General features: G+C 68.7%; 18 protein-coding genes. 6 read left to right on the top strand and 12 right to left on the bottom strand.

What is annotated here, in order from left to right:
* Positions 1 to 224 precede the first annotated feature (224 nt).
* From hpf to ACM6LU_RS21425, 7 genes are all read right to left on the bottom strand, one after another.
* A complete protein-coding gene (gene hpf, locus ACM6LU_RS21395; RefSeq protein ID WP_414939482.1) occupies positions 225 to 914 on the bottom strand; it encodes a ribosome hibernation-promoting factor, HPF/YfiA family in 690 nt (229 codons plus the stop codon).
* Positions 915 to 1,457: 543 nt separating this feature from the next.
* Positions 1,458 to 2,096 (bottom strand): ComF family protein, encoded by a 639-nt coding sequence (locus ACM6LU_RS21400; protein WP_414939565.1) that lies wholly within the window; start codon positions 2,094 to 2,096, stop codon positions 1,458 to 1,460.
* 487 nt (positions 2,097 to 2,583) lie between these two features.
* Positions 2,584 to 4,311 carry an LpqB family beta-propeller domain-containing protein gene (locus ACM6LU_RS21405; RefSeq protein WP_414939483.1) on the bottom strand — a complete coding sequence of 576 codons (1,728 nt, stop codon included), beginning with the start codon at positions 4,309 to 4,311 and terminating at the stop codon, positions 2,584 to 2,586.
* Positions 4,308 to 5,990 (bottom strand): MtrAB system histidine kinase MtrB, encoded by a 1,683-nt coding sequence (gene mtrB / locus ACM6LU_RS21410; protein WP_414939566.1) that lies wholly within the window; start codon positions 5,988 to 5,990, stop codon positions 4,308 to 4,310. The genes ACM6LU_RS21405 and mtrB overlap by 4 nt, the downstream gene beginning before the upstream one ends.
* Positions 5,991 to 6,033: 43 nt before the next feature.
* Positions 6,034 to 6,711 (bottom strand): MtrAB system response regulator MtrA, encoded by a 678-nt coding sequence (gene mtrA, locus ACM6LU_RS21415; protein ID WP_005150760.1) that lies wholly within the window; start codon positions 6,709 to 6,711, stop codon positions 6,034 to 6,036.
* A 111-nt stretch (positions 6,712 to 6,822) separates the two neighbouring features.
* Positions 6,823 to 7,959 (bottom strand): NAD(P)/FAD-dependent oxidoreductase, encoded by a 1,137-nt coding sequence (locus ACM6LU_RS21420; RefSeq protein ID WP_414939484.1) that lies wholly within the window; start codon positions 7,957 to 7,959, stop codon positions 6,823 to 6,825.
* On the bottom strand, positions 7,956 to 8,273 hold the full coding sequence (locus ACM6LU_RS21425; protein ID WP_414939485.1) for a bifunctional 3-phenylpropionate/cinnamic acid dioxygenase ferredoxin subunit: 318 nt from the start codon (positions 8,271 to 8,273) through the stop codon (positions 7,956 to 7,958). Before ACM6LU_RS21425 ends, ACM6LU_RS21420 begins: the two co-directional genes overlap by 4 nt.
* Positions 8,274 to 8,425: 152 nt before the next feature.
* Between ACM6LU_RS21425 and ACM6LU_RS21430 the strand changes: the two genes are divergently transcribed.
* The 4 genes from ACM6LU_RS21430 (at position 8,426) to ACM6LU_RS21445 (ending at position 14,151) form a co-directional block, all read left to right on the top strand.
* Positions 8,426 to 9,211 (top strand): IclR family transcriptional regulator, encoded by a 786-nt coding sequence (locus ACM6LU_RS21430; RefSeq protein WP_414939486.1) that lies wholly within the window; start codon positions 8,426 to 8,428, stop codon positions 9,209 to 9,211.
* Between the two features lie 253 nt (positions 9,212 to 9,464).
* Positions 9,465 to 11,891, top strand: a complete 2,427-nt coding sequence (locus tag ACM6LU_RS21435) for a GcvT family protein (RefSeq protein ID WP_414939487.1) — start codon at positions 9,465 to 9,467, stop codon at positions 11,889 to 11,891.
* Positions 11,888 to 13,033 carry an N-methyl-L-tryptophan oxidase gene (gene solA / locus ACM6LU_RS21440; protein WP_414939488.1) on the top strand — a complete coding sequence of 382 codons (1,146 nt, stop codon included), beginning with the start codon at positions 11,888 to 11,890 and terminating at the stop codon, positions 13,031 to 13,033. The genes ACM6LU_RS21435 and solA overlap by 4 nt, the downstream gene beginning before the upstream one ends.
* Positions 13,030 to 14,151 (top strand): aromatic ring-hydroxylating oxygenase subunit alpha, encoded by a 1,122-nt coding sequence (locus tag ACM6LU_RS21445; protein ID WP_414939489.1) that lies wholly within the window; start codon positions 13,030 to 13,032, stop codon positions 14,149 to 14,151. Before solA ends, ACM6LU_RS21445 begins: the two co-directional genes overlap by 4 nt.
* Positions 14,152 to 14,189: 38 nt before the next feature.
* Here the strand turns inward: ACM6LU_RS21445 and ACM6LU_RS21450 are convergent, their stop codons facing one another.
* From ACM6LU_RS21450 to ACM6LU_RS21460, 3 genes are all read right to left on the bottom strand, one after another.
* Positions 14,190 to 14,822, bottom strand: coding sequence for a dTMP kinase (locus ACM6LU_RS21450; protein WP_414939567.1), 633 nt, complete (start codon positions 14,820 to 14,822; stop codon positions 14,190 to 14,192).
* 253 nt (positions 14,823 to 15,075) lie between these two features.
* Entirely contained in the window at positions 15,076 to 15,843 is a 768-nt protein-coding gene (locus ACM6LU_RS21455) for a hypothetical protein (protein ID WP_414939490.1), read from the bottom strand.
* A complete protein-coding gene (locus ACM6LU_RS21460; protein ID WP_414939568.1) occupies positions 15,840 to 16,409 on the bottom strand; it encodes a papain-like cysteine protease family protein in 570 nt (189 codons plus the stop codon). Before ACM6LU_RS21460 ends, ACM6LU_RS21455 begins: the two co-directional genes overlap by 4 nt.
* Before the next feature lie 250 nt (positions 16,410 to 16,659).
* Here ACM6LU_RS21460 and ACM6LU_RS21465 point away from each other — a divergent pair, with 250 nt between their 5' ends.
* A complete protein-coding gene (locus ACM6LU_RS21465) occupies positions 16,660 to 17,694 on the top strand; it encodes a hypothetical protein (protein ID WP_414939491.1) in 1,035 nt (344 codons plus the stop codon).
* A gap of 376 nt (positions 17,695 to 18,070) precedes the next feature.
* On the opposite strand, the gene ahcY is transcribed toward ACM6LU_RS21465, so the two are convergent.
* A complete protein-coding gene (ahcY, locus tag ACM6LU_RS21470; protein WP_414939492.1) occupies positions 18,071 to 19,621 on the bottom strand; it encodes an adenosylhomocysteinase in 1,551 nt (516 codons plus the stop codon).
* Between the two features lie 91 nt (positions 19,622 to 19,712).
* Here ahcY and ACM6LU_RS21475 point away from each other — a divergent pair, with 91 nt between their 5' ends.
* A complete protein-coding gene (locus ACM6LU_RS21475) occupies positions 19,713 to 22,007 on the top strand; it encodes a hypothetical protein (RefSeq protein WP_414939493.1) in 2,295 nt (764 codons plus the stop codon).
* Between the two features lie 44 nt (positions 22,008 to 22,051).
* Here the strand turns inward: ACM6LU_RS21475 and ACM6LU_RS21480 are convergent, their stop codons facing one another.
* Positions 22,052 to 22,744, bottom strand: coding sequence for an LPXTG cell wall anchor domain-containing protein (locus tag ACM6LU_RS21480; protein WP_414939494.1), 693 nt, complete (start codon positions 22,742 to 22,744; stop codon positions 22,052 to 22,054).
* Between the last annotated feature and the right edge of the window lie 36 nt (positions 22,745 to 22,780).

Here is a 22,780-nt window from a genome sequence, read left to right on the forward strand (position 1 = left end):
GTCGACCTCACTAGCTGATTGTGATCGCACCCGAGCCGATCCCGGGCAGTCTTGTGCGGCGGCGCCGGGTTACGCACCGCCGTCCGACCCCCATCGTAGGGAACACCTCGGTGTTCGCGCACGCACCGTCCGTCGGGACCTGGGGCGCCGGACACGGCGGCGGCCCGCACGCGATCCACGTGCGGGCCGCCGTCATGGGCGATAGGGGGGTCGGAGGCCTCCGGCTAACCCAGCCGGATGACGCCGTAGTCGAAGCCTCGCCTCCGGTAGACGACGCTCGGGCATCCGGCGTCGGAGTCGTTGAACAGGTAGAAGTCGTGACCGACCAGTTCCATCTCGTAGAGAGCCTGATCGACCGTCATGGGGTCCGCGTCGTGTTTCTTCTCGCGGACGACGCGACCGGGCTGATGTTCGGTCACCCCGTCATCCCAGCGCTGCTGGGGCATCTCGAAGTCGTCACCGCTCTCGACAGCGAAACCGTTGGCCATGGGTTCGGCCTCGGGCGCTTCGAGCACCGCGGTACCCGCGAGATGCCGGGTGTCGGTGGTCATGCCACCGGCGGCCGCCATCGAAGTCGCCTCGGCGACGGATTCCGGGCGGCTGCGGCCGTAGTGCACGCGCCGGCGGTCGTGTGTCTTCCGCAGTCTGTTCTCGAGCTTGTTCAGAGCGGAATCCAGCGCTGCGTAGAAGTCGCCTGCACACGCTTCGGCGCGTACGGCGGGGCCCCTGCCCTTCCCGGTGATTTCGACGCGCTGGCAGTTCTTCGACTGCCGGCGATTGGGCTCATGGAAGAGCTCCACGTCGTAACGGATGACCTTCTTGTCGTAGCGCTCTAGCCGGGCCAGCTTTTCGCTGACGAGTGCCCGATAGTGGTCGGGCACCTCGACGTTGCGGCCCTTAATGACGATGTCCATACACGACCTCCCTCGCTGAAATGACTGCGAGCTGTAGATGTGTTCACCAGGGCGCCGGTAATGCGGGGACGAAGCCCGAATCGCGGGCGATGAGGGAACTCGGCATGCGGCCACGACGTCTCGTGTCGGATGTCCGAGCGCGGACTCAGCGCGGCTCCGGCGCCAGGGACATGGGCTGGTCACCTCCCTGCCTGCCGGGATTGCTGATAGCGCTGCACGTTAGCTGTAACACGCCGCGAGCAACAGCCCCCGAGCCGGGGGATATCAGGACGTGAGACCTCGTTACCGCACGCGACGACGGCGGTGCGTCCAGCGGGACAATCCGGCCTGCCGGGCGTCGTCCCGGTGACTTGTTTTCACGCGGACGGCGCAAGCCTTCGGACAGGAAAAAGCCGAGGGTGACGCCGCCGGGGGAATCCGCCGCCACCCCGGTGGGGTGGCGGGCCGTCGGAGTGTTCCCCGGAAGCTGCCTCATATCCCGTCAACGCCCTTGTGCCCATTCCCGTTCCCGAGCATTAACCACTCTTGTAGGTGACCCCTTGATCACCCGGCGGCGGCCAGTGCCACCACCGCGGAAACGTGAATTCCGCTTATGTCCAACAGACGCGCGCAAGCGGCGGCCGTCGCTCCGGTTGTGATCACGTCGTCAAGAAGAATGACCCGTGCGGGGCAGGCCCCCGGGACCAGGCTGACGCGGCCGTCGAGGTTCACCGCCCGCTCGGCGCGGGTGAGCCTCGCGGCGTCGCGGACCCCGGCCTCGAGTTTGAGAACCGGGGCCACTGTTGCCGGTTTTCCCTTACTCACCAGCACTTTCGCGCATTCTTCGGCCATGCGCTGGACATGGGGGCCACCTCGGACACGCGAGGCGGACCGTCTCGACGGGACCGGGACGAGGCAGGGTGCCACACCCTGCTCGGGCAGATGCGGCAGAGCTTCGGCGAGGGCTCTGCCCAAGGACGGCGCGAGGTCACGACGGCCACGTTCCTTATAGGCGAGGATCAGGCGGCGGGCTTCGTCGGCGTAACGGGCCAGTGCGTAAACGGGCACGAGACCGACCGTCGGGGCGCGGGTGATCTCGCTGAGCGAACCCCAAGCGGTCTGACAGGTCGCGCAGCAGGGGGCACCGGGTGCCCCGCAGGACGCGCAGCGGGCGGGGATGAGGAGATCCAAGAGGTCGGACATGCCGTCGAGGATCGCGGCGCGGACCGACAGTTCCGGGGCCCGTCGTGTCATGAGAGTTCCGCTGAGGACCCATTTCGTCCTAAGAAGACCTTTCATGACAGCAGTCGAGGAGAAGGCTCCGGTTCCCGAGGCCGCGCCCGGGATGCCAGTTGAGGAGAAAGGCACGATCGTTCGGTCGGCGCCGCCAGGACAGCCCGCGCAGGGTGGCCGTCTTTGGCAGGTGCTCGCGCGAGGAGCTGTTGCGAACGCGGCTTTCGCGACCTGGACCGCTCCACGCCAGTACTTACGACCCGCCGGGCTCAACAGTCACCGGCGCCTGGTCGCCCTCCTGCTCCCGCGGAGGGTGGGCGAAGCAGGAGGGCTGTGTGGAAATAGGGACACTCAACGTCTCTATTTCCACACAGCCTCACCCGCCAGGCTGCGACGGCCTCCGGGGGGTGAGGCTCGGTCCGAGCCCGCTCCTCCCACCCAAGCACGCGAAAGCTACTCAGCCTGGATAGAACGGGTCCGCGTCGGTGACCGTATGCGCCTGCGGCCGCCAGACCTCGCCCAGCTCGGAGGCCACCCACAGCCCACCCGCGTCCGCGACCAGGTTCTGCCTGCTCGGCGCGGCGGTGACACCGTGCACCGGCGGGGTCAGGTTCGAGCTGTTGAAGGTGTCCATCCGCTGCCCGTCCAGCGGAACCTTGACCACCGGCAGCGTGCTCGACGACGTCGCGACGATCAGGTGATCCTGGGTCGCCCAGTCGACGTCGACGACGTCCTTGAGGTCGCGTTCCTGCAGCTTCCGCGGAGACCGCAGCGCCACCGAGTCCGCGGTCCGCTCGATCGACGCGACCACCAGCTGCCCGTTGACCACCGCGGCCAGCCTGGACCCGTCGCGGGAAAGGCGCAGTTCGGTGACCTGACCGAGTCCGGTGAGCATGGTCGCGTCGACGCCTGCCTTCACCCAGCGCCCGTCCGCGGCCAGCGTGACCCTGGCGACGGTGTTGTGGTCGACGACCGTCCAGACCTCGCCCGAAACCCCGCCGCCGCGGGCGACCGGCCGCCAGGTGGGGCGGCTCAGGCTGCCGCCGAACAGGTCCACCGAGGCGAGGTCGCGGCCGAGGTCGCCGACCCGGAGCCACTGCCTGCCGTCGCGCTCTTCGACCACCGCGAGCCGTTTGCCGTCGACGGACTGCGCACCGCTGATGACCTTGTACCCGCCGTTGCCGGCAGGCCCGTCGACCGGCGCCCCGTCACCGAGCGACCGGACCCGCCCGTTCACGGTCATCAGCCCCTTCAGCTCCGAGTTGGGGGCGATGTCCGTGTTGTACGCGGGAATTTCGTTGGAACGCCAGTATTCGTGGTCCGGCACCAGCGCGGTGCCGTCGGCTAGCAACCGGATCCGGCTCAGTGTCACCGTCTGCAACGAGAGGACGATTTGCGCGGCGATCAGGTTCCGGTCCGCGAGGCTGGCCCCGCCGATCCCGGTCAGGTTGATGTCCAGTGTGCCGTCGTCCGTGCTGCGCACGTTGGTATCGGTGGTGACCTGGCCGCCGAGCAGGTCCTTGACCGCGCCCTTCAATCCTTCCGACGGGCCCTGCAGCACCAGGTCCATCACCCGGCCCGGCAGCCCGGCCTGTGGTTTCGCCGCGATGTACCGGAGGTCGGGGACGAAAGCGCCGGAGTCGGGCGAGTAGAAGCTGATCGGCACCCGGAAGTAGCTGCGCGCGAAATCCTCGTCGGTGATGGCGAGTTCCTGCGGCGGATCCACGATCCGCCACTGGCCGTTCGGCTGCTTCCGCAGCTTGTACTGCTGCGAGTACTCGGCCTTCACCGGGATGAACGCGCTGTCGGGACTCAGGTTGCCGAGTTTGAACCCGCGGACGTTCACCACCTGCTCGTCCGGGTTCCCCGACGGCGACGAGGTGTCGTAGACGGTGCCGAAGGTGTCGTCGATGATCGTCAGCCCCGGCGACGGCTTCCAGTTCCGCCGGGCTTCGTCGTCGAGGTAGACCCGTGCGTCGGCGTTGGCCGTGCCCGGCGTCGCGGAGTTGCGGATGAACTGGCGGGTGACGGTCAGCGAGTCGATCCCGGCCTGCGGTTCGGGGACGTCCACCGGCGCCTGCGCGGGTTTGTCCCCGGGGACGACGATGGGCTGGGATTCGAGCGGGATGTTCGCGCATCCGGCGACCAGCAGGAACACCGCGAGCAGGGTCAGCAGCCGCTTCACCGGCCGACCTCCTCGGGTTCGGCGAGGATCGCGTCGGGCGCCGGGCGGACTTCGAGCAGTCCGGACGGCGAACCATGCGGGTCGGTCACCTTGTGCTCGGGCGGCGGCAGGACCAGCGGGCTCTCCCCCATCGGCGTGTCCTGCTGCCGCGGCAGCACGAGCCGGAAACAGGCGCCGTAGCCGGTCTCGCCCCACGCGTCGAGCACGCCGCCGTGCAGCCTGGCGTCCTCCTGGCTGATCGCGAGGCCGAGCCCGGTGCCGCCGGTCCGGCGGTTGCGGGACGGGTCGGCACGCCAGAACCGGTTGAACACCAGTTCCGCCTCGCCGGGATGGAGCCCGACACCGCGGTCGCGCACGGTGATGGCGACGGCGGTCTCGTTGACCGCCAGTGTCAGCACCACTGGGTTCCCCTCGCTGTGGTCCACCGCGTTGGCCAGCAGGTTACGCAGGATCCGCTCGACGCGGCGCGCGTCGACCTCGGCCGACGCCTCCTCGTCCGGCAGCACCAGCTCGACCGAACTGCCCGCGTTGCCGGCGATCACCCGGACCTGTTCGACGGCCCTTGTCGCGATCGGCCGGACGTCGATCAGTTCCGCCGAGAGCTCCTCGACACCGGCGTCGAGCCTGCTGATCTCCAGCAGGTCGCCGAGCAGGGCCTCGAACCGGTCGAGTTCGTCGACCAGCAGTTCGGTGGAGCGGGCGAGCCCCGCCGGGAACTGCTCGCGTGACGCGTGCAGCACGTCGGCCGCCATCCGGACGGTGGTCAGCGGGGTGCGCAGTTCGTGCGAGACGTCGGAGGTGAACCTGCGCTGCAGGCCGCCGAAATCCTCCAGCTGGCGGATCTGCCGCTGGATGCTCGCGGCCATCCCGTTGTAGGACACGGCGAGTTTGGCCAGATCGTCCTCACCGAGCACGGCGAGCCGCTGGTCCAGGTCTCCGCCCGCGAACTGTTCGGCCGCCGCGGCGGCCTGCCGGACCGGCCGGACCACCTGCCGGGTGACCAGGTTCGTGATCCCGGCCAGCAGGAGCAGCAGCACGAGACCGCCGACGAGCAGCGTGTTCTGCACGGTCGAGACGGTGTTCTGCTCGCTGGTGAGCGGGTACAGCAGATAGAGCTGGAGCGGGTTGATCGTCGTCGACACCGGGGCGCCGACGATCAGGTACGTCGTCTTGCCGCCGTCCGGTTCGGCGACCGTGTGGGTCAGGTGGCTGACCTGCTCGGTCTCCACGAACTGGCGCAGCCGGACAGGCACCTTTTCGTAGGGACCGGCGGCCACCGGACGGCTCGACTGATCACGCCCGCCCGCGGCCAGCACCGGCTCGAAGGTGCCCGCGGCCGATCCGGCGCCGTCCTGCGAGGTCGTCGTGCTGGAGATCTTCTTCAGCGCGTTGTTCATTCGCGCTGTCAGCGCTTCCGGGCTTTCCGTGCCGACGCCGACCAGTTCACTGGCCGCGGTCTCGACGACCGCCCTGGTCTGGGCGATCGCCGCGTTCTGCTTGGTCTCGACCAGCCGTTCGGTGATCTGGTTCTGCAGCACCATGCCCAGCACGAACACCACGGCCGAAGACAGCGCCAGCGTCGACACCGTGACCCGGAACTGCAGCGAATGCCGCCACAGTTCGTTGAACGAGACGACCTTGCGGCGCACGAAAACCACGATGCGCCGGAGGTGGCGCATCGTGGCTTGGGCGAGCTTTGGCAAGCGTCCTCTCATGGGGTGATCACGGCGGGCCTGCCTTGTACCCGACGCCGCGAACGGTCAACACCACCTCGGGGTGTTCCGGGTCCTTCTCCACCTTCGAGCGCAGACGCTGGACGTGCACGTTCACCAGGCGGGTGTCGGCGGCGTGGCGGTAACCCCACACCTGCTCGAGCAGCACCTCGCGGGTGAACACCTGCCGCGGCTTCCGCGCGAGCGCGACCAGGAGGTCGAACTCCAGCGGGGTCAGCGGGATGGCCTTGCCCTCCCGCGTCACCTCGTGACCGGGGACGTCGATCGCGAGGTCGCCGATCGTCAGCGACTCGGCGGGCTCGGCCTCGGTGCGGCGCATCCGGGCGCGGACGCGGGCCACGAGTTCCTTCGGCTTGAAGGGCTTGACCACGTAGTCGTCGGCCCCCGATTCGAGCCCGAGGACGATGTCCACGGTGTCGCTCTTGGCGGTGAGCATGACGATCGGCACGCCGGACTCGGCCCGGATCGCCTTGCAGACGTCGATGCCGTTCATCCCGGGCAGCATGAGGTCGAGGAGGACCAAGTCCGGTTTCAGCTCACGAAGCGCGGGCAGCGCCCGTGAGCCGTCGGCCACGACGGCTGTGTCGAACCCCTCCCCACGCAGCACGATGGTGAGCATCTCCGCGAGAGCAGGGTCGTCGTCGACGACCAGAACACGTGCCTTCATAAACCTATGTTCGCACTAGTTTCCCCGCACGAGCGCGCGACCCGGCGATGTGACCACCAGAAAGATCATCGAAACGGGCAAATTGCTCCATCCGAGTAGGGTCTTCGGCCTCTAGAGCGCACGCCGGAGCCTGGTGAACGGCCGTGGCGAGTCGATCGCGAAGACGCCGGCCAGTGCGTCTTCGCGGTGATAGGTCGCGACGAAACGCTTCGCCTCGACATCGCCTTCGACGATCCGCACGTCTTCTGTGGCCACTCCGGCGAACTGGATCCGGTGCCCGTACTGATCGGACCAAAAGTAACCGTGTCGTGCGAAATGCGTGACGGTCGCGCCGGCGAGCAGGTTCGTGACCGCCACGCCCGCCTGCTCGTTCGCGGCCGTCCAGTGTTCGGCGCGGATCCGCCTCCCGCGCAGACGGCAGCGGTATCGCGCGACGTCACCCACCGCGATCACTCGGGGATTCGCTGTGACACAGCCGGAATCGACCAGCACCCCGTCGTCGACGGCGAGCCCGGAACCGGTCAGCCATTCGGTGACCGGCCGCGCCCCCACTCCGGCGACGACGAGATCCGCCGGGATCTCCCTGCCGTCCGCGAGCCGCACGCCGGTGACGCGATCGGCTCCGGCGAACCCGGCGACGGGCGCACCCGCGATCAACCGGACGTCGCTTTCCGCGTGCAATCCACCGCACACCGTGCCCATTTCCGGGCCGACGACCGGGGCGAGCGGGACGGGCATCGCCTCGATCACGGTGACGTCGTGGCCGAGCAGACGGCAGGCGGACGCGACCTCCGCGCCGATGAACCCCGCGCCGATGACGACCACCGAAGACGGCCCGGCCGTGAGATCCCGCTTCAGCGAGACGGCGTCATCGAGCGTCCGCAAGGTGTGAACACCTTTCAGATTCCTTGCCGCGTCAAGGGTTCTGGCGGCCGCGCCGGTCGCGATGACGTAGCCGTCGGCGGTGATCATGGTGCCGTCGTCGAGTGTCACGCCGTCGCGGCCGAGCTTCTCGACACGGACGCCGAGATGCCATTCCGCGTCGAGCGCGTCGAGGTCGTCTTGCCCGGCGAGGGCGAGGTCCGCGACGGAAACCCTGCCCAGCAAGAAGTCCTTCGACAGCGGCGGCCGGTCGTACGGCGCTTCGGCGCCGATCATCACCAGCCGTCCGTCGAAACCCTGCGAGCGCAACTCCTGCGCCGAACGGAGTCCCGCCAGCGAGGTCCCGACGACGGCGATGGTTCTCAAGCAATTTCCCGGCGCGCCTCGGTGTCTACGTAGATCACCCCGTCGTCGACGACGACCGGGTACGTGCGCACGGCGTTCTTCGCGGGCAGGCTGACCGGGACGCCGGTCCGCAGGTCGAACCGCGCGGCGTGCAGCGGGCATTCGACGAAGCAGTCCTCGATCCAGCCGTCGGCGAGCGACGCGTCCTGGTGAGTGCAGGTGTCATCAAGGGCGTAGAAGCCGCCTTCGGCGTGGAAGACCGAGACGGGCACGGGGCCCTCCAGCCGGAGAGCCTCGCCCTCGGGCAGTTCGGAGACGGAGCAGGCACGGATCATCGGGGCCTCCGGGAAAGGACCGACGGTTTGTTGATGTTGCGTATTACGAGACGAGACGTGCTCTGCGCAACAATTGCTCCCGAGGGGCCGGTGCGTCAAGGGATTCGCCCACTCAGCCGAGCGGATGCGGGCGAAACGGCTACTGTTGCGTCATGCGGAACCAGAACGCGGGGAACGCAACGCCCAGCCAGGTACAGTCCGTCGACCGCGCGATCAGCGTGCTGGAACTGCTGGCACGCAACGGGGAAACGGGGATCACCGAGATCGCGGGTGAACTCGGCGTGCACAAGTCGACGGCCTCCCGGCTGCTGAGCGTCCTGGAGAACCGCGGCCTCGTCGAGCAGCTCGGCGAACGGGGGAAGTACGCGATCGGCTTCGGCGTCGTCCGGCTCGCCGGCGCCGCCACCGGCCGCATGGACCTGGCGAAACTGGGCAGGCGAACGTGCCAGGGCCTGGCCGAGACGCTCGGCGAGACGGTCAACATCGCGATCGCCGACGACGGGGTCGCGATCAACATCAGCCAGGCCCGCGGTTCGGCCGCGATCAGCACGCAGAACTGGACCGGCCAGCGCACCCCGCTGCACGCGACCTCCAGCGGGAAGGTGCTGCTCGCGTACCTGGGCGACGTCGAGCGCAAACGCTTGCTCCGACGGAAACTCGAACGGTTCACGCCGCGGACCACGGTCGACCCGGACGAGCTGACCGCCGAACTGGAGCGTGTCACCGAGGACGGGTACGCGGCCTGTTTCGAGGAACTGGAGCTGGGGATGCACGCGGTCGCGGTGCCGGTACTCGGCCCCGGCGGCGATGTCGTCGCGGCGATGAGCGCTTCCGGTCCGTCGTACCGGCTTTCGAAACAGCGGGTGCGGCAGATCGTGCGGCCACTGACGGAGGCCTCCGCGGATCTCTCGGCTCAGCTGGGGTATTTCGCGGAGTGAGGTGACCGGCCCTGTCACGCCCCCGCCGAGTGAGATGAACGGGGCTTTCATCTCAATTTTTGCGAGGAAAGTCCCGTTCATTACACGCACGGGTTGAAGAGGGCGACCGTTTCGGGCTCTTGACAGCGTGCCCGCACGTGCCGCACTTTGTTGCTGAAGACGGAACACCGTGCCTCATCCGCAACAGCGCCTGTCACGCCGATGCCCTGTGTCCCTTGTGGACACTGTGGGCAGGCAGGAGGTTCCCCTCACCATGGCCCCCAGACCCCGCGTGGTCGTGATCGGCGCCGGCATCGTCGGCTGCGCGATCGCCGACGAACTGACCGAACGCGGCTGGACCGATCTCACCGTGTTGGAGCAGGGTGACCTGTTCGCGACCGGCGGATCCAGTTCGCACGCCCCCGGCCTGGTCTTCCAGACCAGCGGTTGCGCCGCGATGACCGGATTCGCCCAGTACACCGTCGCCAAATACGGCGCGCTCGATCTCGACGGCCGACCGTGTTTCCGGCCGCTCGGCGGGCTGGAGGTGGCCACGACGCCCGAGCGGCTCGCCGATCTCAAGCGGCGGCACGGCTGGGCGACCGCGTCGGGCGTCGAAAGCAGGCTGATCGGGCCGGACGAATGCGCCGCGTTGCATCCGCTGCTCGATCAGGCCAAGGTCCTCGGCGGGTTCCACATTCCCTCCGACGGCCTGGCCGAACCGCTGCGGGCGGCCGAGGCGCAGGCCCGCCGCGCGATCGGGCGCGGCGCGAAGTTCCTGGCACGCCAGAAGGTCGTCGGCGTCGAAAGCGCGGGCGGCCGGGTCACCGGTGTCACCACCGAGACCGGGAGCTTCCGCGCGGACATCGTGCTCTCGTGCGCCGGGATGTGGGGCCCGGTGCTCGGCGAACTGGTGGACCTCGCGATCCCGTTGGTCCCGATGGCGCACCAGTACGCGCGCACCGGTCCCCTGCCGGGGCTCACCGGTGCGACCCGGCCGATCCTGCGGCACCAGGACGCCGACCTCTACTTTCGCGAGCACGGCGACCGGATCGGCATCGGCGCGTACGGGCACCGGCCGATGCCGATGCCCGCCAAAGAGATCGGCGCCGGTGAGGGTATGCCGTCGGAACTCGCGTTCACGCCCGCGGACTTCGAGGAGTCCTGGGCCGCCGCCGTCGGCCTGCTGCCGCCGCTGGGCGAGACCAAGGTCGAAGAGGGCATCAACGGCCTGTTCTCGTTCACCCCGGACGGGATGCCGTTGCTGGGCGAGCACCCCGGCCTCGGCGGGTTCTGGGTCGCCGAAGCCGTCTGGATCACGCATTCGGCCGGGGTCGCGCGGGCCATGGCGCGCTGGCTGGTCGACGGGCAGCCCGGCACGGACCTGCACGGTTGCGACCTCGCCCGGTTCGAGCCGGTCCAGCTGGCCCCGGACTACGTGCTGGCCCGCAGTTGCCAGAGCTTCGTCGAGGTCTACGACGTCGTCCATCCCTTGCAACCCATGGCGGAACCGCGGCCACTACGGACGAGCCCGTTCTACGAGCGGCAGGCCGGGCTCGGCGCGCACTTCCTCGAAGCGAGCGGCTGGGAGCGGCCGCACTGGTACGAGGCGAACGTGAACCTGCCCGAAGTGGAGAGCATCCCGCCACGCAACGACTGGGCCGCGCGCCACTGGTCCCCGATCGGCGGCGCCGAAGCACTGGTGGCGCGGCGACGGGTCGCGATGTTCGACATGACGTCGCTGAAACGCGTCGAGGTCACCGGTCCTGGCGCGTTGCCGTTCCTGCAGACGATGACCACGAACCAGCTCGACAAGAAACCGGGCTCGGTCACGTACACGCTGTTGCTCGACGAGGACGGCGGCGTGCGCAGCGACCTGACCGTCGCCCGGATCGGTGCCGAGCGATTCCAGGTGGGTGTCAACAGCGCCATCGACGTCGACTGGCTCCGGCGGCACCTGCCCCGCGACGGCGCCGCGCAGATCCACGAGACGACGCCGGGCACCTGCTGCATCGGCCTGTGGGGACCGCTCGCCAGGGCCGTCCTGCAACCACTGTCCACAACGGACTTCTCACACAGGGCGATGGGCTACTTCACGACGAAGCAGGCGTACGTCGGCCAAGTACCGGTGACCGCGATGCGACTGTCCTATGTCGGCGAACTCGGCTGGGAGCTGTACACGAGCGCCGACCTCGGCCGCGAACTGTGGGACACGCTCTCCGACGCCGGGCAGGCGCACGGCGTCATCGCCGCCGGACGCGACGCGTTCTCCAGCATGCGGCTGGAAAAGGGCTATCGCCTGTGGGGTACGGACGTCACCGCCGAGCATGATCCGTACGAGGCGGGGCTCGGATTCGCCGTCCGGATGGACAAGGGCTACTTCATCGGGCGGGACGCGCTGGCCGGCCGCTCGGCGGAAACGGTCACCAGGAAACTGACCTGCCTCACCGTCGACGATCCGTATTCCGTCGTACTCGGCAAGGAACCAGTGTACGCCGACGGCCGCCCCGTCGGCTACGTCACCAGCGCCGCCTATGGGTACACGGTCGGCAAGAACATCGCGTATGCCTGGCTTCCGGCGGAACTGTCGGTGCCGGGCAGGCCACTGGAGATCGAGTACTTCGGCGAGCGGTTCCCCGCCGTCGTGGCGAGTGAGCCGCTGTTCGACGCCGGCCTGACCCGGATCAGGAGTGCCGCATGAGCCACTACGACGTCATCGTCATCGGCCTCGGTGGCATGGGCAGCGCGGCCGCGTACCGGCTCGCCCGGCGAGGACAGCGGGTGCTGGGCATCGACCAGTTCGCACCGGTGCACAACCTCGGTTCCAGCCACGGCGGTTCGCGGATCACGCGGCAGGCGTACTTCGAGGACCCCGCGTATGTCCCGCTCCTGGTGCGGGCGCACGAACTGTGGGACGGGATCGAACGTGACTCCGGCAGGAAGATCTTCACCCGCTGTGGCGGGATCATGCTCGGCGGCCCGGATTCGCGGACGGTGACGGGAAGTCTCGCCAGCGCCCGGCGATGGGGCCTGCCGCACGAGATCTGGGACGCGTCCGAGGTCCGGCGCCGGTTCCCGACGATGAACCCCACCGACGGCGAGATCGCGCTGTACGAGGAGAACGCCGGTTTCGTGGTGCCGGAAGGCAGTGTGGCGGCGCATCTCCAACTGGCCGCGCGTGCCGGGGCGGAACTGCGTCACGAGGAGAAAGTCCTTTCGTGGCACCAGACGTCCACCGGTGTCCGGGTCGGGACGTCGCGGAACTTCTACACGGCGGAACAACTGGTGATCTGCCCTGGTGCCTGGGCGCCACGGCTGCTCACCGAACTCGGGATCGACTTCACCATCGAACGCCAGGTCCAGTACTGGTTCGCGCCCTCGGGCGGGGCGGAGCCGTTCCGCGCGGAGCGGCATCCGATCTACGTCTGGGAGGGCGAGAACGGCCGCCAGTTCTACGGCTTCCCCTCGCACGACGACGCCGGGAGCGTCAAGGTCGCGTTCTTCCGCGGCGGTGAGACGTGCACGCCGGAGACCATCGACCGGACGGTGCACGCCGAAGAGGTCGACGAGATCTCAGATTTCGTCGGAGGGAAGATGCCGTCGCTCCCCGGCTGGTTCCGGCGCGCGGCGACCTGCCTGTACACGAACACCCCCGACGAGCATTTCGTCATCTCCCGCCATCCCACCCGCGATCGCGTGGTGATCGCCTGCGGGTTCTCCGGGCACGGTTTCAAATTCGTGCCGGTGGTCGGTGAGGTACTCGCGGACCTGGTGGTCGACGGCACCACCGAGCATCCGATCGCCCTGTTCGATCCCGCCCGGTTGACGGGAGTGCCGAGTTGACGCGAACCGAACAGCCGTCCAGCCTGATCCCGACGCTGGGTGGCGGCTACTACACCGATCCCGGGATCTTCGCGGCAGAGCAGGAAAAGATCTTCGAGCGCGGTTGGTTCTGCGCCGTGCGTTCGGCGGACCTGCCGTCGGCCGGCGACTTCCGGACCGTCCGGACAGGACGCGAGAGCGTCATCGTCAGCCGGGGCCGGGACGGCGGGCTGCGGGCGTTCCTCAACGTCTGCCGCCATCGCGGGGCCAGGTTGTGCACGGAAGAGACGGGCACGGTAAATCGCGCGTTCCAGTGCCTGTACCACGCGTGGACGTACGGACTCGACGGAAAGCTGATCGCGGCGCCGAATCTGGCGAACCTGGCGGACATCTCCCGCGCCGAGTACGGGCTGCATACGGTGCGCCTCCGGGAGTGGCTGGGTTACGCGTGGATCTGCCTCGCCGCGGACCCGCCGTCGTTCGAGGCCGACGTCGAAGGCGCGGTGCGGGAGCGGCTGGGCGACCTGGAATCGATCGAGCGCTACGGACTGGACGGGCTTTCGGTCGGGCGGCGGATCACCTACGACGTCAAGGCGAACTGGAAGCTGATCGTCGAGAACTTCATGGAGTGCTATCACTGCGCGACGATCCACCCGGAACTGACCGAAGTGCTGCCGGAGTTCGCCGACGGATACGCGGTGCAGTACTACGTCGGGCACGGTGCCGAATTCGGCGACGACGTCGACGGGTTCACCATCGGTGGCGGCTCGGGCTTCGAGCGGCTCGACGGTGTCGCGAGCGAACAGGACCGGCGGTACTACGCGATCACCATCCGGCCGCAGGTGTTCGTGAACCTGGTGCCGGACCACGTGATCTTCCACCGGATGTACCCGCTCGCACCGGACAGGACGGTCGTCGAATGCGACTGGCTGTACTCGAAGGAGGTCATGGCGTCAGGCCGGGACGTGTCGCGATCGGTCGAGTTGTTCCACCGCGTCAACGAGCAGGACTTCGACGCGTGCGAACGCTGCCAACCCGCGATGGCGTCCCGTGCCTACCGCGGCGGCGGGGTGCTGATGCCGTCCGAGCACCACATCGGCGAGTTCCACTCCTGGCTGCTGTCGCAACTAGAGGACTGATTGCGGTAATTGCACGCGCAAGTACCGCAACTAGAGGACTAATCGCGGAGGAGTTCGGTAGCCAGAGCGGGGGTGTCGACACCGGCGGCGCCGTCGAGGACGTGCCAAGGCGTGAGCCAGCCGGACGCGGCGAGTTCGTCGTAGACCACCGAGCATCGCTTTTGGAGCGCGTCGTCGGTCTCGAAGGAATCACGGGCGCGATCGGCGTCGCCCTCCGCGCGGCGACGCGCGCGTTCGGCGGCGACGTCGGTGGTGACCCGCAGGAGCAGATGCGCGACCGGCACCGGCAGGCCGAAGCGGTCGATCTCCAGTTCCCGCAGCCATCGCACGAACTCGCCGTCCGCGCCCTGGTGGAGCCGGGCGGCGCCGTACGCCGCGTTCGACGCGACGTACCGATCGAGCAGCACGACGTCGTGCTCGGCGAGGCGGCCGCGGATCTCGTCGGCCGCGCCGCGCCGGTCGAGCGCGTAGAGCATCGCCATGCCGTACACGGAGTCGGCGAGGTCGCCGTGCCCGCGGTGCAGTGCTTCCTTCACGAGGTCGGCGTGCACGTTTTCGCCGTAGCGTGGAAACGCGATGGACGTGACGCTCGCTCCGGCCGCGTTCAGCGCGCCGGTCAGCGCGTCGGCGAGCGTGCGCTTGCCGGCGCCGTCCAGACCTTCGATCACCACGAGTCGTCCCACGCCCACAGAATATGGCCAGCACCGCGAAGCGGTTCCGTTGAGGGCGGTGGCGGGGGCATGGATGGAATGGCCAGCACCGCGAAGCGGTTCCGTTGAGGGCGGTGGCGGGGGCATGGATGGAATGGCCAGCACCGCGAAGCGGTTTTGTTGAGGGCGGCGGCGAGGTCATGGATGGGTTTTTAAGACGGGGTGGTCGACCGGCGGGCCAGACGGGTCAGCTCACGTCCGGCCCACCGGTCCGCTAGGGGATACGCCGCTTCGAGTGCAGGAAGAAGCCGGCGATACCGATGAGGAGCAAGCCGCCGCAGATCAGTAGCGGGACGAAGCCGGTGTCCTGCGCGTCGGGCGCGGGGCCGCCGTCGCCGCGAGGCATCACCTGGGCGTTGTAACCGCCGGCTTTGCCCTCTTGGGCGTACGGCGAGCTCGCGAGCATCGCGCCGTACCGGCCGGAGACCGTTTTCTGGTACTCCGCGAGGGTGGCCGACCCACCGGCCGCGTAGCCGCTGGCGCCCGAGTCGAGCAGGGTCACCCGGCCGTCTCGCAGCGCGTACCAGGCGTCGACCTGGGGTTCGTGGAGCAGTGTCGCACCGGCGGGCAACCGCCGGGCCAGTTCGCTTTCCCGGTCGCCCGAGGCGATGTTGCCGACGCGCCAGGCGCCGTCGTCGCCGCGGACCGACCAGACGGTGGCGGTCTGCCCGTCGGACGCCGTCACCGGGACGGCGACGTAGGCGAGTTGCCCGGCGACCGCGCCGTCACCGGCGACGAAGTCCCTCGAAAGCTCGTAAACCGGGAAAGACTTGCCGACGACGCTGACCGACGGCGCGTCGCTTGAACCACCCGTCTGAGTGAAGAAGCGACCGATCTCGGCACGCAGCGTGGGGTCGTCGGCGGCCGCCTTCGCGGCCGCGAGATCTTCACCCGACAGTTGGTCCGCGCGCGCTCCGGGCGCCGACATCAGCAGTGCGAACGCGACCAGCCCGGCGAGCCCGAGGATCCGCCGCGCGCTCATCGCCGGATCCCGGTGAGTGTGTGAGTCCAGGTGAAGGACTTGTTGCCAGCGTAGAAGTCGTAAGTCGACCAGTGGTAGCGGTTACCGGTGAGCAGTGGGTCCCCCCACGCGACCCACTTCCGGCCGAGGTCGGAGCCGTAGAGCACGTGCATGTGGCCGCCGCCCGCGGCCCAGCCGACCCGAGTCTGCACCGGACGGCCGGAACCGGTCTGTTCCCGAACGGCGGCGTACCCGACGCGCCCCTTGACGTACTTGCCCGGGTCCGAGAAGCCGAGCTTGCCGAAGGCGCGCCGGACGTCGCCCAGCGTTCCAGGGCGGTCGGCGCACTCCGGGCGACGCTCGTCGTGAGCCATCCGGCAGAATTCGTTCTGGGCGACGGTCACGCCGAGGCGTGCCGCGATGGTGGTGCCGGAAGCCACCCAGCACCATTGGGACTTTTCCTGCACCTGCATGGCGATGGGGTTCTGCCGGACGGACGGCGAGGGCACCGCGCTCGCCGGGGTCTGGATCGCCAGCCACGCCGCGACGCTCGCGGCGCCGGCGGCGCAAACCCTCCTCGAGAACACAGGCACAACGGGCCTCCTGGTCACCATGGCGAACCAATGTGGTCACAACGGTGAACAGCAGGCTCACACAGAGCAAGATGGGCACTCGGCGGAACGGACCGTTCCGGGGCGTTTCCACACCCCGGAACACTCACTCTTCCGGGGTCAACCACCCCGAACGGGGGACGTAGTGTTCACAGTGCGCTGCTAACGTGAACGTTCCGCGGTGTTCACGCTCAGCGCACACACTGGTCTGGTGAAGGGACGAGCGGTGACACGAGACGGTGCTGATGCGTTCTCGGCGGGAAAGCTTGCCTCGGACGGGGACACCCCGACGATCATCGACGGCACGCGCCGTCAACCGCTCGAAGCCCTGCCCAAGGAGCTCGTCGAGGCCCTGCGCAGCGGCGAATTCCACCACGCGCTCCGGCAGGCGATCGCCTATCGCGGCCTCTCACTTGCCCGGCTCCGCGCCCACCTCGGCCTCCGTGGCGTCCAAATCGGACAGTCGACGTTGAGCTACTGGCAGCGCGGACTGCGCCAGCCGGAGGTACCCAAGGCGCTCCCGGCGGTCCGCGCACTGGAATCGGTGCTGCAACTGCCCGCGGACGCGCTCGTCGTGCTGATCGGGCCACGGACGGCGCGGGCACGCGGACACCAGATGGCCGCGTCGTTCCACGACATCCGTTCCGGTGACATGGGCTCGATCGTCGATCAGCTGCTGTCCGAACTGGGCGCGTACCCCTCGTCCAATCGCTACAACGCCGACCTCGAGATGCTCTCGGTGCACGACACGATCACCTTCGACGCCGCACACCGGCAGGTCAACCTGCACACCCGGCTGGCGGTCCGGGCGCGGCGTCACGGCCCGGACCGGTACGTCACGGTCTACAACGGAGACCCCGGCTGCGACATCGGCGACGTCGACCTGATCACCGCCGAGGGCTGTCGCGTCGGCCGGATCCGGCGCAACGCCGAGGCCGAGACGATGGCCACCGAACTGCTCTTCGACCGGAAACTCGCCGAGGGCGAGATCCACGTGTTCTGCTTCGAGGTACGTGACGACTCGGGTACCGCTTCGCCCGGGTACTTCCGGATGCTGCGGGACCAGTGTTCGAGCTACCTGGTGCAACTGAAGTTCGCGCTCGGCGCGCTGCCCGCCCGCTGCACGCGGCAGTTCCGGACGCGCGACGACGCGGTACCCGTCGAGTCCGAAGAGCTGCCGCTCGACATGGGCGGCGTGACCAGTGGTTTCTTCAGCGACGCCGGGCCGGGGCTGGCCGGCATCGAGGTCGAGTGGCGCTAGCGCGTGCTCACTCGCAGCGTCGTGAGTGGTAAGGGCGGTCAGCACTGCTGGTGGTAGTCCGGGCTTGACATTCCGGTGCCTGCAAGGGCCAAGAAATGGGGAGAGTTCGGGACGTTGAACGTCCGAAATCCTCCCCGCTCGGGCGTGTGCCGGGGTTTTGGGAAGGCATGTCCCTGAACCCTTGTCGATCAAGCTTCGTAACCGGTGTGACTCCGCGACGATGTAGGAGTTGGGACACTCAACGTCCCAATTCCTACATCGTCAGCCTTACACAGCGACGAACGACCGCCTGACCTGCAAGACCTCGGCTTTGCCTGGACCCCTGCGTCCGGCGCAAGGAAGGGGGCCTTCATGTACTTCAGGCGGTCAAGGGCGGTCAGTACCGGTAATGATCGGTCTTGAACGGCCCTTCGACGTCCACGTCGATGTATTCCGCCTGCTCCTTGGTCAGCTTCGTGAGCTCGCCGCCGAGCGCGTCGAGGTGGATCTTCGCGACCTTCTCGTCGAGCTTCTTCGGGAGGCGGAAGACCTCCTTGTCGTACTCCTCGTGCTTGGTGAACAGCTCGATCTGCGCGATCACCTGGTTGGAGAAGCTGTTCGACATCACGAACGACGGGTGCCCGGTCGCGTTGCCCAGGTTCAGCAGGCGGCCTTCGGAGAGCACGAGAATGCTCTTCCCATCGGGGCTCTGCTCATCCCGGGGGGCGGCGCCCGGACCCCCGGAAGGGAACACCCACTCGTCGACCTGCGGCTTGATGTTGATCCGCCGGATGCCCGGGTAGCGCTGAAGGCCCGCCATGTCGAGCTCGTTGTCGAAGTGGCCGATGTTGCCGAGGATCGCCTGGTGCTTCATCCGCGCCATGTGCTCGACGAGCACGACGTCCTTGTTGCCGGTGGTCGTGATGATGATGTCGGCCTCGCCGAGGACGTTCTCCAGCTTCTTGACCTGGTAGCCGTCCATCACCGCCTGCAGCGCGCAGATCGGGTCGATCTCGGTGACGATCACCCGCGCGCCCTGGCCGCGCAGCGATTCCGCGGCGCCCTTGCCAACGTCGCCGTAGCCGCAGACGACCGCGACCTTGCCGCCGATGAGGACGTCGGTGCCGCGGTTGATGCCGTCGATCAGCGAGTGCCGGATGCCGTAGCGGTTGTCGAACTTCGACTTGGTCACGGCGTCGTTGACGTTGATCGCCGGGAACAGCAGCTCACCGGCCGCGGCGAGCTGGTAGAGCCGCAGCACGCCGGTCGTGGTCTCCTCGGTGACACCGCGGATGCCTTCGCCGATCTTGGTCCATTTGCCGGTGTCGGCCGCGACAGAGGCGCTCAGCAGCTGAAGGAACACGCGGAACTCGTCCGAGGTGTTCTCGTCCGGTGCGGGGACGACACCCGCCTTTTCGAACTCGGTTCCCTTGTGCACCAGCATGGTGGCGTCGCCGCCGTCGTCGAGGATCATATTGGGACCTGTTTGCCGGGTCCCATCATCGGACGCTGCGGAACCTTCGCCGTCCCACGTCAGCATCTTCTCGGTGCACCACCAGTACTCCTCCAGCGACTCGCCCTTCCAGGCGAACACCGGCACGCCCTTGGGCTCCTCGGTGGTGCCGTACGGGCCGACAACGACCGCCGCGGCGGCGTGGTCCTGCGTGGAGAAGATGTTGCAGGAGGCCCAGCGCACCTCGGCACCCAGCGCGACGAGGGTTTCGATCAGGACAGCGGTCTGTACCGTCATGTGCAGCGAGCCCGACACCCGGGCTCCCCGCAGGGGGTACACCTCGGCGTACTCACGGCGCAGCGCCATCAGGCCCGGCATCTCGTGCTCGGCGAGGCGGATCTCCTTGCGGCCGAACTCGGCGGCCTCGAGATCGGCGACGGCGAACTCGATGCCGTTGCGGGTGTCGTGCCGCTTGGCAACGCTTTCGGGGGTCATATGCGCGCTTCCTCCAAGGTTGGATGACACCAGAACAGTACCGTTGTCGGCTCAACGCCCACTGAACTGTTTGGAGGCCTTCACCGTGGTCATGCCGGGTCCCGATACCCGCGTCGTCGAAATACGCGTACCCGGGCTAGTGGGCACGAGCGGTGAAAGTCTGCTGGATTCGACGTCGGTGGTCGACGTCGCGGGCGACGGGATCGGCAGGCTGATCCGGCCGTCGGACCGGCTGCGCCGACCCGCTCCCGGTCCGGTGCTGCCCGCGCTCGGTCGTTCGATCCCGCGCATCCTCGAAGGCTACCTGTGGAGCGGGATGACCTCCGGTGGCGCCGCGAAGGCGACCTGGGCGCTGCTGTTCCCCTTTTCGCTGGCGAACGTCGCGCACTGGATGTTGCCGCCGGTCCCGGAGGGCAAGCGGTTCGCGGCGATGCTCGGCACGGCGTGCCGGGCGATACTGCGGGTGGCCTCACTGCTGCTGACGATGCTGCTGATCAGCCAGCTCGCGGTGGTCTCGCTCGACCTGTTCGCCGCGCAATGCCTCGCACCGGGTTCACGGTGTCTCGCGGGCGCGCCCTCGTTCCTGCGGGATTTCGCGCCGCTGCGGACGGCGATCGGGGTGGTGCCGCTGCTGGCGCTGATCTTCGTGCTCGACCGGATCCCGTCTTCGGACTGGCGGTCACGGAACAGGTTGCACCGCGTCCACAGTTCGGCCCCGCTGCAGCCACAGGACATGCCGAGGACACCGGGCCTGCGCACACTGCACACCGTCGCCGCCTTGACCTGTGTCGCGCTTCCGTTGCTCGGCGGGCCGTTCCGGCTGCCGACGACGACGTTCGACCTGGTCGTCTGGATCTGCGCGCTGACGCTCGTCCTCGCCGCGCTGGTGGCCTCGACGGTCGGTTTCTCGGCGGGCCCGGTGATCCGCGGTGGGCTGATCGCGCCGGCGGTCGCGCTGGTCGGGATCGCCGTCGTCCGCCGGACGCCGTTGCCGGCCGGGCTTCCCGGCGGCGGGCTGGGCGGCGCGGACGGGACGGTCGAAGCGCTGGGCGCGGCGATGGTTGCGGTGACCGTGCTGTTCGCGCTGATGCTCATCCCCGCGGCCCTGCTCGGCCGGTCGACCTGGAAGCACCTGCCGCACCGGTTGCGGCCCTGGCTCGGTGGCTGGGCGGCGGCGCCGGTCGTCGCGCTCGCCGGTCTGCTCGGCGGCGGCTTCGGCGCGGGACTCGCGGTCGCGCTGCGGCAAGTGGTCGGCGCCAGCGATCTCCGGCTGCCCGACACCTACGTCCTGGTGACCGTGCTGTGGGGCGCCGGGCTCGCGCTCGCCGTCGTACTCGGGGTCCTGGGCTTCGCGGTGGCCGTCCCGCTGCGACGGCTGCGGCGCGGCGTCCCGAAGATCGTCGCGCTGATGGAGATCGGCAAGGCGCAGGAAGAGGAGGCCGCCCGCGTCTGGGCCCGCGCCTCGTGGGAACGCAAGCATCTGCACCATCTCGCGCTGGCGGTCGCGCTGGCGATGGCGGCGGGCGGCGGCGTGCTCCTGGTGCTGCGCTTCGGTTTCGGGCAGCTGCCCGGCTGGTTCTCGACGCTTTCGGGGATCGGCGTGTTCGCGCTCGGCGCGCTGGCGGCGGGGCTGCTGCGCGTCGTGTTCGCCGCCGCGACGACACCCAAGCGCAGCCGCCACCTCGGCGCGCTGGCGGATCTCGTGTGCTTCTGGCCGCGTGCCGCCCATCCGACCGTTCCGCCGAGTTACGCGCTCAAGGTCGTCCCGGAACTCGCGGACCGCGTCAAAGAACACCTCGCCGATCCGGGCACGAGGGTCGTGCTGTCCGGGTACAACCTCGGCAGCCTGCTGACCGTGCTCGCCGCGGCGCGGGTGATCGCCGACCTCCCGCCGGAGGACCGCGACCGCGTCGGACTGCTGACCGCGGGCTCACCACTGCAATGGGGCTATCAGCGGGCCTTCCCCGCGATGCTGCCGCAGGCGCAACTCTCGGAGCTGTACAAGGATCTCGGCGGCCGCTGGCGGTCGCTGTGCCGTGGCACGGACATCTTCGGTGGTGGCGTCACGACGTGGCGGCATCGCGTGGTGGCCGGAAAACTGCTGGGCGACGGCTATCTGCCGGGAGGCGGGACGGGCCCGCTGGCCGCGGAAGCCGACGAACAGGGCGTCGTGGTGCTGGGCGGTGATCACTGGCTGCCGGACCCGATGCGCGGCCCGACCGGGCGGCACCGCTGGGCGCCGGGCGTCCTCAAGCACACGGACTACGTCGTCGACGCCGAATGGGACAACGCCGTCGCGATGGCCGCCGGGCTCGGCCGCCCCCGCCCGAAGAACCCTTGGGGCGAGCAAGGGTCGCTGTTCGGGGACTTTCCGCAAATGCGCTGAAGGCCCCCTTCACGAGGAAGAGGGCCTTCAGGCACTAACTAGCTTCAGTTGGTCTTGCGACGCGCACGCAGCAGGACCAGGACACCGGCACCGGCCAGAACCAGGAGGCCACCGGCCCACAGCAGCCAGGCGTTGTCGAAACCGGTGTCGGCGAGGCCGCCACCGTTGCCACCGTTACCACCGACCGCGGGGGCCGGGGCGGAGGTGCTGGTCGGGGTGGCGGACGGCTTCTCCGTGGTGGTCGGAGCGGTCGTCGACGGCTTGGCCGTCGAGGTCTTCGTCGGCTCGCTAGGCTTCGGCTGCTCGGTCAGCTTGGTCTTTTCGCCGCACGCGTACCACTTGTCGATGTTCGCCTTGCTGCCGTCTCGGTTGAACGGCGCGCGCAGCTCGGTCCACGGCGGGGTGTCGGCGAGCTTGCGCTTGCCCGGCTCGTAGACGTTGTAGCCGTCGTCGCCGCCGAGGACGACGATCGCAGTCACCTTGACGCCCTCGCCGAGGCCGGTGATGTTGAGCCGCTTCTCACCGGCGCCACCGGTGAACTTGAAGTCCGAGTCGGACAAAGCCTTGCCGCCGGCCTTGACCTGCTCGCATTTGCTGATGTTGCCGGGGATCGGCTTGGCGCGGTCGTCATCGGAGTGACAGGCCAGCGCCGAGCCGGCGGTGCCGAGCAGGGCGGCGGTCGCCAGTGCGACGACGGTGACGGCGGAGCGGACGCGCCGTCCGGACATGATCTGCATTCAGAGCTCTCCTGTACCGATCGGGGGACAAACGAG

Source organism: Amycolatopsis sp. cmx-11-51 (assembly GCF_047608665.1).
GTDB lineage: Bacteria > Actinomycetota > Actinomycetes > Mycobacteriales > Pseudonocardiaceae > Amycolatopsis.